Origin of the sequence: Agromyces marinus, assembly GCF_021442325.1 — a bacterium.
Taxonomy (GTDB): Bacteria; Actinomycetota; Actinomycetes; order Actinomycetales; family Microbacteriaceae; genus Agromyces; species Agromyces marinus.
Genome location: NZ_CP087879.1, coordinates 1,289,658 through 1,306,121, shown reverse-complemented (window position 1 = coordinate 1,306,121; position 16,464 = coordinate 1,289,658). Strand labels below are relative to the sequence as shown.

The following is a 16,464-nucleotide window of genomic DNA, read 5'->3' as shown; positions in this document are numbered from 1 at the left end:
CAGTGCGCCGGTCGGTGCGCCGTCAGTGCGACTTGGGATGCCGCCGGTACGGCGACACCCCCGACTCGCCCGGGAGCCAGAACCGCCACGGGAACGAGCTCGCGCCGCCGGCGCCGCTGATCCCGGTGCGCGGGCCCGACGCGTGCTCGAGCGGCGAGCGGGGCACCCGCAACGAGAACGGCGGCGCGAGCAGGTCCGACCCGTTCGCCGCGAGCGGCACCCCGAGGGCCTTCGCCAGGCGCGCCGGCCCACGCGCCAGATCCCCGTCCGACGCGCCCGGGCGTCGTGCGCGGGCGAGCCCGAGGCCGTCGACGATCGCGCCGCCGCGCAGCAGCACTCCCCCGGAGGTCCCGGTCGCATCCGCGACGACGTTCAGGCACACGTGCATGCCGTACGTGAAGTAGGCGTACAGGTGCCCGCCCTCGCCGAACATGACCTCGTTGCGGCGGGTCCGACCCCGGAACGCGTGCGAGCCGGGGTCGACGCCGACGCCCCGGTACGCCTCGACCTCGACGACCCTGACGGCGACGCGCCCATCCGGAGCGTCGTACCCCAGCACGGCGCCCAGCAGCCTCGGAGCGAGTTCGACGGGGTCGCGCGCGAACCACTCGCGTCCGGGTGCGACCAGACCCGAGTCGCTCAATCCGCTCCGGGAAGCGACTGCACCAGGTGGCGCACCCGGTCGGCGAGCGCGGCGAACTGCGCGCCGACGCTCGCCGGAGCGGTTCCCCCGATGCCGTCGCGGCTGGCCACCGACCCCTCGATCGTGAGCACCTCGCGGACCTCGGGGACCAGGTGGGAGGAGACGTCGGCGAGCGCCGCGTCGTCGACCTCGTGCAGCTCGAGCCCGTGCTCCTCGGCGTACCGCACGAGCGAGCCGGTGATCTCGTGTGCGTCGCGGAACGGCACCTTGCGCTTGACGAGCCACTCGGCGACATCCGTCGCGAGCGAGAACCCGGCCGGCGCGAGCTCGGCCATCCGCTCGGTGTGGAACGTGAGCGTCGCGACCATGCCCGTGAACGCGGGCAGGAGCACCTCGAGGGTCTCGACCGAGTCGAAGACGGGCTCCTTGTCCTCCTGGAGGTCGCGGTTGTAGGCCAGCGGCAGCGCCTTGAGCGTCGCGAGCAGGCCCGTGAGGTTGCCGATCAGGCGACCCGACTTGCCGCGGGCGAGCTCGGCGATGTCCGGGTTCTTCTTCTGCGGCATGATCGACGAGCCCGTCGAGTACGCGTCGTCGAGCGTGACGAAGCCGAACTCGCGCGTGTTCCAGAGGATGATCTCCTCCGAGATGCGGGAGAGGTCGATGCCGACCATCGCGGCGACGAATGCGAACTCCGCGACGACGTCGCGGCTCGCGGTGCCGTCGATCGAGTTCTCGGCCGGGCTCGCGAGCCCGAGGTCGCGCGCGACGGATGCCGCGTCGAGGCCGAGCGTCGACCCCGCGAGGGCGCCGCCGCCGTACGGCGAGACGTCCGCGCGCTTCATCCAATCGACGAGGCGCTCGACGTCGCGCGAGAGCGCCCACGCGTGCGCGAGCAGGTGGTGCGCGAGCAGCACGGGCTGGGCGTGCTGGAGGTGGGTTCGTCCGGGCATGATCGCGGTGCGGTGCGCCTCGGCCTGCGCCGCGAGCGCGTCGATCAGGTGCACGAGCTGTCGCGCGATCGTGGCGGCGTGATCCTTCAGGTACAGGCGCACGAGCGTCGCGATCTGGTCGTTGCGGCTGCGGCCCGCGCGGAGCTTCCCGCCGAGCTCGGGCCCGAGCTCGGCGATGAGCGCCGCCTCGAGCGCGCCGTGCACGTCTTCATCGCCCTCCGCCGCGACGAGCTCGCCCGTGACCACGCGCGCCTCGATCGCGTCGATGCCCGCGAGCATGCGCGTGAGCTCGTCGGCCTCGAGGTAGCCCGCCGCGGCGAGCGCGCGCGCGTGCGCGCGCGACCCGGCGAGGTCGTACGCCGCGAGCTGCCAGTCGAAATGGGTCGACTTCGACAGCCGCTGCAGTTCGGGAGACGGACCGCCGGCGAACCGGGCGCCCCAGAGCGAGCCCTCGTTGGTTCCGTGCTGCTCGGCCATCACGCGTCCTTCCGCGCCAGGAGCCACACGAGCAGCGCTTTCTGCGCGTGCAGGCGGTTCTCCGCTTCGTCCCAGATGATCGACTGCTCCCCGTCGATGACGTCGGCCTCGACCTCGTACCCGCGATCGGCGGGCAGGCAGTGCATGAACACGGCGTCGGGCTTCGCGAGCGACATCAGTTCGGCGTCGACCTTGTACCCGCCGAACGTCGCCACGCGGTGCGCCTTCTCGTCCTCCTTGCCCATCGACACCCACGTGTCGGTGACGATCACGTCGGCGCCCGCGGCGGCTTCGGCCGCGTCGGTGTACAGCGTGACCGATCCCCCGGTCGCCGCCGCGATGCGGTCGCCGTCGGCGACGACGGATGCCGCGGGGGCGAACTCCTCGGGCGACGCGATCCGCACGTGCATGCCCGCGGTCGCCCCGGCGAGCACGTACGACTGGGCCATGTTCGATGCCCCGTCGCCGAGGAACGTGACCGTGAGGCCGGCCAGGTCGCCCTTGTGCTCGCGGATCGTGAGCAGGTCGGCGAGCAGCTGGCAGGGGTGGAAGTCGTCGGAGAGCGCGTTGACGACGGGCACGCTCGTTCCGGAGGCCATCTCGTCGAGGCCCGCCTGCGCGTAGGTGCGCCAGACGATCGCCGACACCATCCGCTCGAGCACGCGTGCCGTGTCGGACGGGGTCTCCTTGCCGCCGAGCTGGCTGTTGGCGGTCGAGATGATCAGGGGCGAGCCGCCGAGGTCGGCGATGCCGACCGCGAACGAGACGCGCGTGCGCGTCGAGGACTTGTCGAAGATGACGGCGACGGTCTGCGGTCCGGCGAGCGGCGTCTCGGACCAGCGGTCGGCCTTGAGGCGTTCCGCGAGGTCGAGGATCTCGGCCTGCTCGGCGGGCGTGATGTCATCGTCCCGGAGGAAGTGGCGGGTCATGGGTGCTCCGTTCTGCGCTTCGGCGGACGGGGTGGTCAGAGGGACGCGGCGACGGTTGCGAGGGCGCCGGCGAAGCGCTCCTCGAACACGTCGAGTTCGGTGTCGCCGATGATGAGCGGCGGCGCGAGCCGGATCGTGGAGTCGTTCGCGGCGTTGACGATGAGGCCGGCCTCGAGCGCGGCCGCCGACACCTGCGCCGCAACGGGCTCGGTGAGCGCGACGCCCGCGAGCAGGCCCAGTCCGCGCGTGCCGGCGACGAGCGGCGACCCGATCCGGTCGATGCGATCGCGGAGCTCGGCACCGCGGCGCTCGGCGTTGCCGACGAGGTCGGCGCGCTCGATCTCGGCGAGCACGGCGTCGGCGACCGCGGTCGCCAGCGGATTGCCGCCGAAGGTCGAGCCGTGCTGGCCCTTGGCGTACAGCTCGGATGCGCCGTCGAACGTGATCAGGCCGCCGATCGGGATGCCGCCGCCGATGCCCTTGGCGACCGTGATCGCGTCGGGCACGATGCCGGCGTGCTGGAAGGCGAACCACTCGCCCGTGCGACCGGCCCCGGTCTGCACCTCGTCGATGATGAGCAGCGCGCCGTGTCGTCGCGTGAGCTCGCGGGCCGCCTGGAGGTAGCCGTCGGGCAGTTCGAGTACACCCGCCTCGCCCTTGACGGGTTCGAGGACGAGGGCGGCGACCGAGTCGTCGAGCGCGCCCTCGAGCGCCTCGATCGTCGAGGGCAGGTGCGTGACGCCGCCCGGCAACGGCTCGAACGCATCGCGCATCGCTGGCTTGCCGGTCAGCGCGAGCGAGCCCATCGTGCGCCCGTGGAACGCGTCGACGAGTGCGAGCACGCGGGTCCGGGCCCCGCCGGAGTTGTTCAGCCGTGCGAGCTTGAACGCCGCCTCGTTCGCCTCCGCGCCCGAGTTGCCGAACCAGACGCGGCCCCGCTCGCCCGCACCCGCGAGCCGGGTCAGCCGGTCGGCGAGATCGAGCGCGGGCTGGGTCGCGAAGTAGTTCGACACGTGCGCGAGCCTCGCCGCCTGCGTCGACACGGCGTCGACGAAGACGGGGTGGGCGTGGCCGAGCGAGTTCACCGCGATCCCCGCGAGGAAGTCGAGGTAGCGGGTGCCCTCGTCGTCGAAGACCCAGGCGCCCTCGCCGCGCTCCAGCTTCGCGAGCGGCATCCCGAGCGTGCGCATCATGCGGCGCGAGTAGTGCTCGCGCCAGTCGACACCGCTCACGAGCGCTCCCCCGCGGCATCCGTCGCCGTCATCGCCGGAGCGGGGACGACCTCGGTGCCGATGCCCTGCTGCGTGAAGATCTCCAGCAGGATCGAGTGCGGCAGACGGCCGTCGATGATCGCCGCCTTCGGCACGCCGCCTGCGACGGCGTCGAGGCACGCCGTCATCTTCGGGATCATCCCGGATTCGAGCGAGGGCAGCAGCGACTGCAGTTCGGGCACGTCGATCATCGACACGAGCGAGTCGCGGTTCGGCCAGTCGCGGTAGAGGCCGGCCACGTCGGTGAGGATCACGAGCTTCGCCGCGCCGAGCGCGACGGCGAGCGAGGCCGCCGCCGAGTCGGCGTTGACGTTGAGGGACTGGCCGGGCTGATCGAGGTCCGGCGCGATCGAGGACACGACCGGGATGCGTCCCGCCTCGAGGTGCGCGACGACCGCGGTCGGGTCGACCGCGACGACGTCGCCGACCTGGCCGAGGTCGACCTCGACGCCGTCGACGAGCGCGCCGCGACGACGCCCGGTGAACAGCCCGGCATCCTCACCGGACACGCCAGACGCGAGCGGGCCGTGCTCGTTGATGAGGCTCACGAGCTCGCGGGTGACCTGCCCGGAGAGCACCATCCGCACGACGTCCATCGTCTCGGGGGTCGTGACCCGGTAGCCGCCGCGGAACTCGCTCGCGATGCCGAGCCGGTCGAGCATCGCCGAGATCTGCGGGCCGCCGCCGTGCACGACGACCGGCCGGATGCCCGCATAGCGGAGGTAGACCATGTCCTCGGCGAACGCGCGCTGCAGTTCGGGGCTGACCATCGCGTTGCCGCCGAACTTCACGACGATCGTCTCGCCGTGGAAGCGCTTGAGCCAGGGCAGCGCCTCGATCAGGGTTCCGGCCTTGCGGGTCGCGTCGGCGGCATCCGCTCGGGCGTCTTCGGGCGTCATCTGCTCCTCGTCCATGTCAGCTCGAGTACGCGCTGTTCTCGTGCACGTACTCGTGCGTGAGGTCGTTGGTCCAGATCGTCGCGGATGCCTCGCCCGCATGCAGTTCGACGACGACGTGCGTCGCGCGCGGCGTGAGGTCCACGTCCTCGCGCGGGCGATCGGGTCGGCCCGCATGGCAGACCCGGACGCCGTTCATCGTGACGTCGACGAGGTACGGGTCGAACGGTGCCTGCGTCGTGCCGATCGCGGCGAGGACGCGGCCCCAGTTCGGGTCGTTGCCGTAGATGGCCGCCTTGAAGAGGTTGTTGCGGGCCACTGAGCGGCCCACCTCGACCGCGTCGTCCTCGCTCGCCGCGCCCCGCACCTCGATCGCGATGTCATGGCTCGCGCCCTCGGCGTCGCCCTGCAGCTGCAACGCGAGGTCGCGGCACGCGGTCGCGAGCGCGTCGGCGAACGTCTCGGGGTCGGGCTCGACGCCCGACGCCCCCGACGCCATGAGGGTCACCTGGTCGTTGGTCGACATGCACCCGTCGGAGTCGAGCCGGTCGAAGCTGACGCGCGTCGCGCTCCGCAGTGCGGCATCGAGCCCGGCGGCGTCGACGACCGCGTCGGTCGTGAGCACCACGAGCATCGTCGCCAGTCCCGGGGCGAGCATGCCCGCGCCCTTGGCCATGCCGCCGATGCGCCAGCCGTCGACGACGACCTCGACGGTCTTGGGTCGCGAGTCGGTCGTCATGATGGCGCGGGCCGCATCGGCACCGGCCGTGGCGTCCGCGGCGAGCCGGTTCACGGCCGACAGCACGCCCTCCTCGAGCACCTCGCCGTCGAGCTGCTCGCCGATGAGCCCGGTCGAGCAGACGAGCACGTCGCCGGCCGAGATGCCGAGAGCGGATGCCGCTGCCTCAGCCGTCCGGTGGGTGACCTGGAACCCCTCGGGGCCCGTGAAGCAGTTCGCGCCGCCCGAGTTCAGCACGATCGCCGAGACCGTGCCGTCCTGGACGACCTGCTCGGACCAGAGGATCGGGTTGGCCTTGGCGCGGTTCGTGGTGAAGACCGCCGCGGCGTTCGCGAGCGGGCCGCGGTTGACCACGACCGCGAGGTCGAGCGCGCCGGAGCGCTTGATGCCGGCGGCGATGCCGGCGGCGTCGAACCCGCCGGGTGCGGTGACGGTCACGGTGCGACTCCGTTCACGGGAAGGCCGGTCGCCTCGGCGAGGCCGAGTGCGATGTTCGTCGACTGGATCGCGGCGCCCGCGGTGCCCTTGACGAGGTTGTCGACGGCAGCGACCACGACGACCCGGCCGGCCGCCTCGTCGACGGCGAGGCCGAGGAGCGCGGTGTTGGCGCCGAGAACGTCGGCCGTCCGCGGGAACTGCCCCTCCGGCAGGAGCTGCACGAAGCGCTCGCTCGCGTACGCGTCCTCCCAGGCGGCGCGCACGTCGCGTGCGCTCGTTCCGGGTACGACCCTCGCGGTCGAGGTCGCGAGGATGCCGCGGGCCATGGGCACGATCGTCGGCGTGAACGAGATGGTCGGCGCCGCGGCCCCGGCCCAGCGCAGCGCCTGCTGGATCTCGGGGATGTGGCGGTGCGTGCCCCCGACGGCATATGGGCTCGCCGAGCCCAGGATCTCGGAACCGAGCAGGTGGGCCTTCAGTGCCCGGCCCGCACCCGACGGTCCGACCGCGAGGACCGAGACGAGGTCGGCGTCTTCGATGACGCCCGCGCGGATGCCGGGGGCGAGCGAGATCGCGACGGTCGAGGCGTTGCAGCCGGGCGCCGCGATGCGGCGCGTTCCCGCGAGCCGGGTGCGCTGCGTGCCCGAGAGCCGCGGCAGCTCGGGGACGCCGTACTCCCAGGCGCCGTGGAAGTCGCCGCCGTAGAACGCGGACCAGTCGCCCGCATCCTCCAACCGGTGGTCGGCGCCGCAGTCGATCACGAGCGTGTCGTCGGGCAGCTCCGCCGCGATCGCGCCGGAGGCGCCGTGCGGCAGCGCGAGGAAGACCACGTCGTGGCCGGCGAGCGTCTCAGCCGTGGTCTCCTTCAGGGTGAGGTGCGTGTAGCTGCGCAGATGCGGTTGCACCGCGGTGAGCGGTTGCCCCGCGTTGGAGTGCGCGGTCACCGTGCGCACCTCGAGATCGGGATGGTCGGCGAGCAGGCGCAGCAACTCGCCGCCCGCATACCCGGACGCGCCGGAGACGGCGACGGTAAACGTCATGGGATCCACCTTAAGGGCTGATCGGTCGGGGGGCTGCGGCTCCGGCGACGCCCGGGACGGCGGACTCAGGCCGTCGCGGGGGTCGCCTCGATTCGGCGCCCGACACGACGTCGGCCACGCAGCGCCGCGGCGCGCGCGACGGGTGCGTCGACGGCGGGGCGCGAGGTGGACATGCCAGCGAGACTAGCGGGCACTCGCGAGGAACGGCAAACCGGGCAGGCGTCCCGACCGCCGACGGACGACTCGGCTCAGACGTCGTCGCCGCGCGTGCGCACCCAGGCCCGGTCGACCAGCGACTCGAGCACCGCACGGTCGATGGTTTCGAGCCGGCCGACCCAGAGGCATCCGGCCCCGACCTTGACCTTGCCGAGCCGGTCGATGAGCTCCTCGGCGCCCGGGGTCTGCAGCCCGTAGAGCGAGACCGACGCCTTCCGAGGCGAGAAGCCGACGACCATCGAGTCGCCCTCGCGGCCGGACTCGTACCGGTAGTGGTGCAGACCGTAGCCGACGATCGACGGCCCCCACATCACCGCGTCGGTGTCCGTCACGCGGTCGAACAGCTCGCGCAACTCGAACCCGTCGGCGCGTCGCCCTGCGGGCTCGACGCGATCGAGGAACTCCGACACGCTCGCCCCGGTCGGCACGGTCTTCGCTTCGGCCATGCCGACACGGTACCGCCGTCGGGGCCCGTCTGCGAGGTCTTCGCCGGCCGGCCCCGCCGCGTGTCGGGTCAGTCGCGGATCACGGCCCCGGTGCGCTCGCCCGCGAGCGCGGCACCCGCGAGCTTGGCCTCGCTCGCCTCGGCCGCGGTCAGGGTGCGGTCGGACGCACGGAAGCGCAGGGCGAACGTCAGGCTCTTCGCCCCGTCGGGAACGCCCGCACCGCGGTAGTCGTCGACGAGTCGCACGTGCTCGAGCAACTCGCCGGCACCCTCGCGCACGGCCTGTGCGACGGCCGCGGCTGGCACGCCCGCGTCGACCAGGAGCGAGAGGTCCTGCGTCGCAGCCGGCAGCGTGCCGATCGGAGCGGCCTCGACGACCTCGTCCGCGAGCTCGATGATCCGGTCGAGGTCGACCTCGGCGACCGCGACCACGCGCGGCAGGTCGGCGTCGGCGGTGAGCCTCGGGTGCAGTTCGCCCGCGAACCCGACGGACTGCCCGGCGACGCGGACCTCGGCGGTGCGCCCCGGGTGCATCGCCTGGTGCGATCCCTGCACGAACTCCACCTCGGCGCCCGCGGCCCGCGCGATGCGCCGCACCGCGTCGAGCGCGTCGGCGATGCCGACCGCCTCGGCCGCGACACCAGGCTGCTTGGCGACGCGGTCGCCCACGAGCAGCACGGCCGCGTGGCGCGGCTGCGCCGGAATGCCCTCGTTCAGCGTGTCGAGCACCTCGGCGGCCGGGCGCTTCCAGCCGACCGGGAGCTCGGAGGTGCCGTACGTGCGGCCGGCCTCGGGCAGGAACACGAGCCCGAGTTCGTACACGTCGAGGTCGGTGAAGCCGCGCGAGAGGTTGCGCCGGGCGACCTGGACCAGCCCGGGCAGCAGCGAGCGCCGCAGGAACGGCGCCGACGCGTCGAGCGCGTTCGCGAGCCTGACGCCCGCGACCGGCGCACCGTCGGCCGAGCCGTACAGGGCGTTGTCGGCGTCGGTCGTGAACGGGAACGCGAGCACCTCGGTCGAGCCCGCGGCCGCGAGCGCGTCGGCCACGCCGCGGCGGATCCGCTGCGCTCGAGTGAGGCCGCGCCCCGGCGGGGCGACGGGGAGCACCGACGGGATGCGGTCGTACCCGAGCAGGCGCGCGACCTCCTCGACGAGATCGACGTTCGCGGTCAGGTCGGGCCGCCACGACGGCGGCACGACGTCGAATCCGCCGTCGACCCGCGTCACGACCCCGCCGACCTCGGCGAGGGCGTCATGGACCTCGTCGGCCGTGTACTCGACGCCGATCCGCTCCGAGACGAACCCGTCGGGCAGGTGGATCGCCTCGCGCGCCGGCGCGTCGTGCAGCAGGCCGCCCGCGGCATCCGCCGTGCCGCCCGCGAGGTCGACGAGCAGCTGCGCGACGCGCGCGGCCGCGGCCCCGGCGATCGCCGGGTCGACGCCCCGCTCGAAGCGCTTGGACGCCTCGCTGGGAAGCTTGTGCCGCCGAGCGGTGCGCGCGATCGAGACGGGATCGAAGTTCGCCGCCTCGATGAGCACGTTGGCGGTCTCGTCGCCGATCTCGGTCTCTGCGCCGCCCATGACGCCCGCGAGCCCGATCGGGCCGCGATCGTCGGTGATCAGCAGGTCTTCCGCGTGGAGCGTGCGGACCTTGCCGTCGAGCGTCTCGAGGGTCTCCCCCGCCGCCGCGCGACGGACCACGATGCCGCCCTGCAGCGCGTCGAGGTCGTAGCCGTGGATCGGCTGCCCGAGTTCGAGCATCACGTAGTTCGTGATATCGACGGGCAGCGACAGCGAGCGGATGCCGGCGAGCTTCAGGCGCGCGACCATCCACGCCGGCGTGGGCCGGGTCGCGTCGATGCCGCGGACGATGCGCGTCGCGAAGACGCTCGCGCCGACACGGCCCCGGATGGGGGCGTCGTCACGGACCTCGACGGGGAACGCGTCGGCCGCGGCATCCGCCGTCTCGTGCTGCGCCGCGGGGTCGCGGTAGACGGCGCCCGTCGCGTGCGCGTACTCACGGGCCACGCCGCGGATCGAGAACGCGTAGCCGCGGTCGGGCGTGACGTTGATCTCGACGGCCGCGTCGTTCAGGCCGAGCAGCTCGAGCGCGTCGGTGCCGACCGGCGCGTCGACGCCGAGCGTCGACAGGCGCAGGATGCCGTCATGGTCCTCGCCGAGGCCGAGCTCGCGCGCCGACGCGATCATGCCGTCGGACACGTGCCCGTAGGTCTTGCGGGCCGCGATGGGGAACGGTCCGGGCAGCACCGAGCCGGGAAGGGTCACCACGACCTTGTCGCCCACGAAGAAGTTGCGCGCCCCGCACACGATGCCGTGCACGGCGTCCCCGCCATCGGCGGCCTGCTCGCCGTCGGGCGCGACGCGCACCTGGCACCAGCGGATGGTCTTGCCGTTGGATTGCGGCTCCTCGACGAACTCGAGGACCTCGCCCACGACGATCGGCCCCTGGAGGTCGAACGTGTGCACGTCCTCCTCTTCGAGTCCGACGCGCACGAGCGCGGCATGGACGTCCTCGAGGGAGGCCCCCGGCGCGAGGTCGACGTATTCGGCGAGCCAGCTGAGCGGCACTCGCATTCAGACCACCATTCCGAACTGCTGTGAGAAGCGGATGTCGCCCTCGGCCATGTCGCGCATGTCCTGGACGCCGTTGCGGAGCATGAGCCCTCGCTCGATGCCCATGCCGAAGGCGAAGCCCGTGTAGACCTCGGGGTCGATGCCGGCCGCGCGGAGCACGTTCGGGTGCATCATGCCGCACCCGCCCCACTCGATCCAGCGCGGGCCGTCCTTGAAGGTCGGATGCCAGAAGTCGAGCTCGGCCGACGGTTCGGTGAACGGGAAGTAGCTCGGGCGCAGGCGCACCTTCGCCTCCTCGCCGAAGATCGACTTCACGAAGTGGTCGAGGGTTCCACGGAGGTGGGCCATGGTCAGGCCCTTGTCGACCGCGACGCCCTCGAACTGCATGAACACCGGCAGGTGGGTCGCGTCGAACTCGTCGGTGCGGTAGACGCGTCCGGGAGCCAGCACGTAGACCGGAACCTCGCGCTCGAGCAGCGAGCGGATCTGCACCGGGCTCGTGTGCGTGCGCATGACGAGGTGCGACTCGGGCGGGTCGACGAAGAACGTGTCCTGCATGGCCCGAGCCGGGTGGTCGGCGTCGAAGTTGAGCGCGTCGAAGTTGAACCACTCGCTCTCGACCTCCGGACCTTCGGCGATCTCCCAGCCCATGCCGGTGAAGACGTCGCACACGCGGTCTTCGAGCAGGGCGAGCGGATGCCGCGCCCCGGCGCTGAACCGCGACGGCAACGCCGTGACATCCACCGCCTCGGCGGCGAGCTGCGCCTCGGCCTCGGCCGCGAGGATCTCGGCCTCGCGGGCCGAGAAGGCCTGGTTCACCCGGCCGCGGGCACCGCCCACGAGCTTGCCGAGGGCGGCCTTCTGGTCGCCCGGGACGTCGCGGAGCGACGCGTTCAGTCGTGCGAGGGTCGACTTCTCGCCGGTGTGCTCGGCTCGGACGGCCTTGAGCGCAGCGGAGTCGCTCGCTGAGGCGATCGCGACGAGGGCCGCGTCGACCGCGGCGGCGACGGCCGGTTCGGTGATCTGGAGGGGCTCGGACACGAGAGTCGAGTCTAGTCGTCCGGCCGGACGCGCACCGACCTACAGGATGCCGCCCTGCGGTGTCTGCTTCGACTCCGCGATCGCCTTCGCCCGCAGCAGCTCCTCGTTCTCCTCGTCGGGGTTCGGCGCCTTCATGCCGGTACGACGCTGGGTGCGCCGTGCGACCCACCGCGCGAACCACGACAGGGTGAGGTTCATCGTGAGGTACAGCACGAGCGCGACGATGAAGAACGAGAACAGGTAGTAGTTGCCGTAGAAGCTCGCGAGCTGGTTCATGCTGACGCGGAGCAGTTCGACGTACCCGACGATGTAGCCGAGCGAGGTGTCCTTGAGCAGTACGACGAGCTGGGCGATGATGATCGGCAGCATCTGCCGGAACGCCTGCGGGAACTCGATGAGCATCTTCGACTGCATGGGCCGCATGCCGAGGCTGAGGCCCGCCTCGCGTTGCCCCTTCGGCAGCGCTGCGAGCCCGGCGCGCAGCGCCTCGCCGATGAGCGCGCCGTTGTACAGCGTGAGCGCCGCCACGACCGCCCAGAACGAGCCCGTGTTGAGCACGAGCAGGATGAACAGCATCATGAGCAGCACGGGCATGCCGCGCACGAACTCGAGCACGATCGCCGTGGGGATGCGGATCCAGGCGGTCTGGGCGCTGCGGAGGAGCGAGAAGACGATGCCGAGGGCGATCGCGAAGACGGATGCCGTGAGCGCGGCGCTCAACGTGCCCCACACGCCGACCGTGATGAGGCGCTGCCAGACCAGGGGTTCGGTGAACGGCTCCCACCGGCTCGGGTCGAAGTAGCCGGGGAGGTCGCCGCGGGGTGCGTTCAGCACGAAGTAGAGCCAGGCGATGCCGGCGAGGATCGCGACAGCGCCGACGACGGACGCGATCAGGGAATTGCGGCGGGCCACGGGGCCCGGCGCGTCGAAGAGCACGCTCGTCATCGCTGCACCACCCAACGTCGTTCGAGGCGCGCCGCGAGCAGACCGAGCGGCACGGTGATGAGCAGGTAGAAGGTGGCGACCGCGAGCAGGATCGCGATGACCTGGTCACCGCGCGCGTTCGCCACGATGCGGCCGACCGCGAAGAGCTCGACCACGAAGAACCCGCCGGCGACCGAGGTGTTCTTCGTCAGTGCGATGAAGACGTTGATCAGCGGCGGAATCGTCATCCGGAACGCCTGCGGCAGGACGATGAGCCCCACCGTCTGCGAGAAGCCGAATCCGACGCTGCGGGCGGCCTCGGCCTGGCCGACCGGGACGCCGTTCACACCCGAGCGCAGCGCCTCGGCGACGAACGGCGAGGTGTACACCGACAGGCCGATGATCGCGGCCGTCGCGTAGTCGAGTCGCGAGCCCAGCACCGGGAGCACGAACGCGCAGAAGAACAGGACGAGCGTGAGCGGGGTGTTCCGGACGATCTCGGTATAGCCCGTCGCGAACCAGCGCAGCGACGGCACGGGCGAGATGCGCATGGCCGCGATGAGCGTGCCGATCACGAGCGCCGCGATTCCGGACACCACGAGCAGCAGCAGCGTCATGCCGAAGCCCTCGAGGTAGAACGGGAGGTTGTCGATGACGGCGTCCACGCGCTTCCTTCCTGTACGGGGCGGGCCGGACGAACCGACCCGGGAGGTCCGGGCGCCCGCGGCGCCCGGACCTCACGTGCGGATCAGTACCGGTCGACGGCCGGCGGGTCGCGGAACTCGAGCACCGTGCCCGCGGTCGCATCCCATGCCGCCTCGTACGAGCCGTCCTCGTAGGACTGCTCGAGGACGTCGTTGATGAACGACCGGAAGTCGTCGTCACCGAGCATCACGCCGATGCCGTAGGGCTCCTGCGTGAACGGCTCGCCGACGACCTTGAACTCGCCGGGGTTCTGGTCCACCAGACCCGCGAGGATCACGTTGTCGGTCGACACCGCGACGGCCTGACCGCTGCGCAGCGGCTCGAGGCAGTTGCTGTAGGTGTCGGTCTCGATGACCTCGGCGCCCAGGTCGCGCAGGTTCGCCGCGGGCGTCGACCCGCTCACCGAGCACACCGGCTGGCCGACCAGGTCGTCCTCGCTCATGATGTCCTCGTTGTCGGCGAGCACGAGGATCGACTGACCGGCCTCGAAGTACGGCCCGGCGAAGTCGACGACCTCCTTGCGCTCGTCGTTGATCGTGTACGTCGCGACCACGAAGTCGACCTGGCCGTTCTCGATGAACGGCTCCCGGTTGGCCGAGACCGTCTCGACCCACTCGATGTTCTCGGGTGCGATGCCCAGCTCGCCCGCGATGATCTTCGCGATCTCGACGTCGAAGCCGACGGGGATCCCGTCCGGGCCGACCAGGCCGAACAGCGGCTGGTCGAACTTGGTGCCGACCGTGACCGAGCCCGCCTCGGCGAGTTCGGCCATCGTCGTGCCCTCCTCGAACTCCGGCGACTCCTCGACGGTGGGCTCATCGGCGGTGTCGCCTCCGTCGCTGGCGCACGCGCTGAACAGGAGCGCGGTGGCGGCCGCGGCGGCGACCAGGGCGATTCTGTTGCGTCTCATGTCGTGCCTCATCTCTCGTGGTTCGATCAGGTTCTCCGCGGCTCGTGGCCGCGGAGGTCTCAGTGCTCGAGGATCTTCGAAAGGAAGTCCTTCGCGCGGTCGGTCTGGGGGTTGTCGAAGAAGTCCGACGGAGTCGCCTCCTCGACGATGGCGCCGTCCGACATGAACAGCACGCGGTCGGCCGCCTTCCGGGCGAAGCCCATCTCGTGCGTGACGACGATCATCGTCATGCCCTGCTCGGCGAGGCCGATCATGACGTCGAGGACCTCGTTGATCATCTCGGGGTCGAGGGCGCTCGTCGGCTCGTCCATGAGGATCAGCTTCGGGTTCATCGCGAGCGAGCGAGCGATCGCGACACGCTGCTGCTGCCCGCCCGAGAGCTGCGCCGGCATCTTCTTGGCCTGATTGGCGACGCCCACGCGTTCCAGGAGCTCCATCGCCTTGGCGTCGGCCTCCTTGCGGGAGGTCTTCTTGACCCGGATCGGCGCGAGGGTGACGTTCTCGAGCACCGTCTTGTGGGCGAAGAGGTTGAACGACTGGAAGACCATCCCGACGTCGGCCCGGAGCTTCGCGAGCGCCGCGCCCTCCTCCGGCAGCACGTTGCCGTCGATCGTGATCGTGCCCGAGTCGATGGTCTCGAGCCGGTTGATCGCCCGGCACAGGGTCGACTTGCCCGAACCCGACGGCCCGATGACGACGACGACCTCGCCGCGGTTGACCACGGTGTTGATGTCGTTGAGCACGTGGAGCTCGCCGAAGTGCTTGTCGACGTGGTCGATCACGACGAGCGGTTCACCGCGACGGACCGAGATGTTCGACGTGCGGGCGGCGCTGTCGGTGGGCATACCCCCAAAAATAGGGCCCTCGGGGCGTCGACGGCCACCGCCCGAACGGGGGATTTACCGAACCGTGACGTCGGCGACCGGATCCGACCCCGACGTCTCGCGCGATCAGTCGCGCTGGGCGAACGCGCTCTCGTAGAGGCACACGGACGCCGCGGTCGCGAGGTTCATCGACTCGGCATGCCCGTAGATCGGCACGGTGACCGTCCGGTCGGCCATCGCGAGCTGGTCGTCCGGGAGCCCGCGCGCCTCGTTTCCGAAGAGCCAGGCCGTCGGCCCGGCGAGCAGCCCCTCGCGCCGGACCTCGAGCAGGTCGTCGCCCTTGACGTCCGCTGCGAGCACCGTGAGTCCCGCCTCGCGGGCGCGTGCGAGCACGTCCTCGAGGTCGGCGCCGACCGCGACCGGCAGGTGGAAGATCGACCCCGTCGACGAGCGCACGACCTTCGGGTTGTACAGGTCGACCGCACGGCCGGTGAAGACGACGGCGTCGGCACCGGCGGCATCCGCTGCCCGCACGATCGTTCCCGCGTTCCCCGGGTCGCGCACCTCCTCGAGGATGGCGACCAGCGTGGGCTTCGCGGCGAACACGTCCTTCACGGCGGTCGGGAACTGGTGGCACACCGCGACGAAGCCCTGCGGCGTGACCGTGTCGGCCATCGCGTCGAGGACCTCTTCGGTGACGTACTCGAGGTCGACGCCCGCGTCGATCGCGGTGTCGCCGATGTCGGAGTACCGTTCGACCGCGGTGGGCGTGGCGTACAGCTCGACCACCAGCTGGGGCCGGAACGTCAGCGCCTCGGCGACCGCCTGCGGCCCCTCGAGCAGGAACATGCCGGTCTCCTGGCGCGCGGACTTCTTCGCGAGCTTGGCGACGGCACGGACGCGCGGCGACCTCGGATTCTCGAGCACACGGCCAGCCTACCGAGGGATGCCACGGGGCGCCGGGAACGCGAACGGCCCGGCACCCACACGGGTGCCGGGCCGTTCAGGCGCGGGATGCCGGCTTACGCAGCGTCCTTCGGAGCGTTCACGTCCTTCGGGAGGGCCTGCTTGGCGCTCTCGACGAGACCGGCGAAGACCGCGGGCTCGTTCACGGCGAGCTCGGCGAGGATGCGACGGTCGACCTCGATGCCCGCGAGGCCGAGGCCCTGGATGAGGCGGTTGTACGTGATGCCGTTCTGGCGGGCGGCCGCGTTGATCCGCTGGATCCAGAGGCGACGGAAGTCGCCCTTCTTCTTGCGGCGGTCGTTGTACGAGTAGACGAGCGAGTGGGTGACCTGCTCCTTCGCCTTGCGGTAGAGGCGCGACCGCTGACCGCGGTAGCCCTCGGCACGCTCGAGGATGACCCGACGCTTCTTGTGCGCGTTGACTGCGCGCTTGACTCTTGCCATTGCTCTGTTACT

Annotated in this window: 16 protein-coding genes; all 16 read right to left on the bottom strand. The window is 71.5% G+C overall.

The annotated features are described in order from the left end of the window. Positions 1–22 precede the first annotated feature (22 nt). Positions 23–643 carry a DNA-3-methyladenine glycosylase gene (locus DSM26151_RS06150; protein WP_234661530.1) on the bottom strand — a complete coding sequence of 207 codons (621 nt, stop codon included), beginning with the start codon at positions 641–643 and terminating at the stop codon, positions 23–25. Further along, on the bottom strand, positions 640–2,070 hold the full coding sequence (gene argH / locus DSM26151_RS06145; RefSeq protein ID WP_234661529.1) for an argininosuccinate lyase: 1,431 nt from the start codon (positions 2,068–2,070) through the stop codon (positions 640–642). The genes DSM26151_RS06150 and argH overlap by 4 nt, the downstream gene beginning before the upstream one ends. Further along, on the bottom strand, positions 2,070–2,999 hold the full coding sequence (gene argF, locus DSM26151_RS06140; protein WP_234661528.1) for an ornithine carbamoyltransferase: 930 nt from the start codon (positions 2,997–2,999) through the stop codon (positions 2,070–2,072). Before argF ends, argH begins: the two co-directional genes overlap by 1 nt. Before the next feature lie 35 nt (positions 3,000–3,034). Continuing rightward, entirely contained in the window at positions 3,035–4,192 is a 1,158-nt protein-coding gene (locus DSM26151_RS06135) for an acetylornithine transaminase (RefSeq protein ID WP_234661815.1), read from the bottom strand. Positions 4,193–4,227: 35 nt separating this feature from the next. Further along, positions 4,228–5,169 (bottom strand): acetylglutamate kinase, encoded by a 942-nt coding sequence (argB, locus tag DSM26151_RS06130; protein ID WP_234661814.1) that lies wholly within the window; start codon positions 5,167–5,169, stop codon positions 4,228–4,230. A 16-nt stretch (positions 5,170–5,185) separates the two neighbouring features. Continuing rightward, positions 5,186–6,343, bottom strand: coding sequence for a bifunctional glutamate N-acetyltransferase/amino-acid acetyltransferase ArgJ (argJ, locus tag DSM26151_RS06125; RefSeq protein WP_234661527.1), 1,158 nt, complete (start codon positions 6,341–6,343; stop codon positions 5,186–5,188). Further along, positions 6,340–7,383 carry an N-acetyl-gamma-glutamyl-phosphate reductase gene (argC, locus tag DSM26151_RS06120; protein ID WP_234661526.1) on the bottom strand — a complete coding sequence of 348 codons (1,044 nt, stop codon included), beginning with the start codon at positions 7,381–7,383 and terminating at the stop codon, positions 6,340–6,342. The genes argJ and argC overlap by 4 nt, the downstream gene beginning before the upstream one ends. 248 nt (positions 7,384–7,631) lie before the next feature. Then, positions 7,632–8,045, bottom strand: coding sequence for a DUF1801 domain-containing protein (locus DSM26151_RS06115; protein ID WP_234661525.1), 414 nt, complete (start codon positions 8,043–8,045; stop codon positions 7,632–7,634). A gap of 68 nt (positions 8,046–8,113) precedes the next feature. Then, positions 8,114–10,639 (bottom strand): phenylalanine--tRNA ligase subunit beta, encoded by a 2,526-nt coding sequence (gene pheT / locus DSM26151_RS06110; RefSeq protein WP_234661524.1) that lies wholly within the window; start codon positions 10,637–10,639, stop codon positions 8,114–8,116. Next, entirely contained in the window at positions 10,640–11,680 is a 1,041-nt protein-coding gene (pheS, locus tag DSM26151_RS06105) for a phenylalanine--tRNA ligase subunit alpha (RefSeq protein WP_234661523.1), read from the bottom strand. Positions 11,681–11,719: 39 nt separating this feature from the next. Continuing rightward, positions 11,720–12,625: an amino acid ABC transporter permease gene (locus tag DSM26151_RS06100; RefSeq protein ID WP_234661522.1), complete on the bottom strand. Its 906-nt coding sequence runs from the start codon at positions 12,623–12,625 to the stop codon at positions 11,720–11,722. Then, a complete protein-coding gene (locus tag DSM26151_RS06095; protein WP_234661521.1) occupies positions 12,622–13,269 on the bottom strand; it encodes an amino acid ABC transporter permease in 648 nt (215 codons plus the stop codon). Before DSM26151_RS06095 ends, DSM26151_RS06100 begins: the two co-directional genes overlap by 4 nt. Positions 13,270–13,352: 83 nt before the next feature. Beyond that, positions 13,353–14,219 carry a glutamate ABC transporter substrate-binding protein gene (locus DSM26151_RS06090; RefSeq protein WP_234661520.1) on the bottom strand — a complete coding sequence of 289 codons (867 nt, stop codon included), beginning with the start codon at positions 14,217–14,219 and terminating at the stop codon, positions 13,353–13,355. 59 nt (positions 14,220–14,278) lie between these two features. Further along, entirely contained in the window at positions 14,279–15,064 is a 786-nt protein-coding gene (locus tag DSM26151_RS06085) for an amino acid ABC transporter ATP-binding protein (RefSeq protein ID WP_234661519.1), read from the bottom strand. Positions 15,065–15,169: 105 nt separating this feature from the next. Further along, positions 15,170–15,970 carry a TrmH family RNA methyltransferase gene (locus DSM26151_RS06080; protein WP_234661518.1) on the bottom strand — a complete coding sequence of 267 codons (801 nt, stop codon included), beginning with the start codon at positions 15,968–15,970 and terminating at the stop codon, positions 15,170–15,172. 95 nt (positions 15,971–16,065) lie between these two features. Continuing rightward, on the bottom strand, positions 16,066–16,452 hold the full coding sequence (gene rplT / locus DSM26151_RS06075) for a 50S ribosomal protein L20 (RefSeq protein ID WP_234661517.1): 387 nt from the start codon (positions 16,450–16,452) through the stop codon (positions 16,066–16,068). Positions 16,453–16,464: the final 12 nt, after the last annotated feature.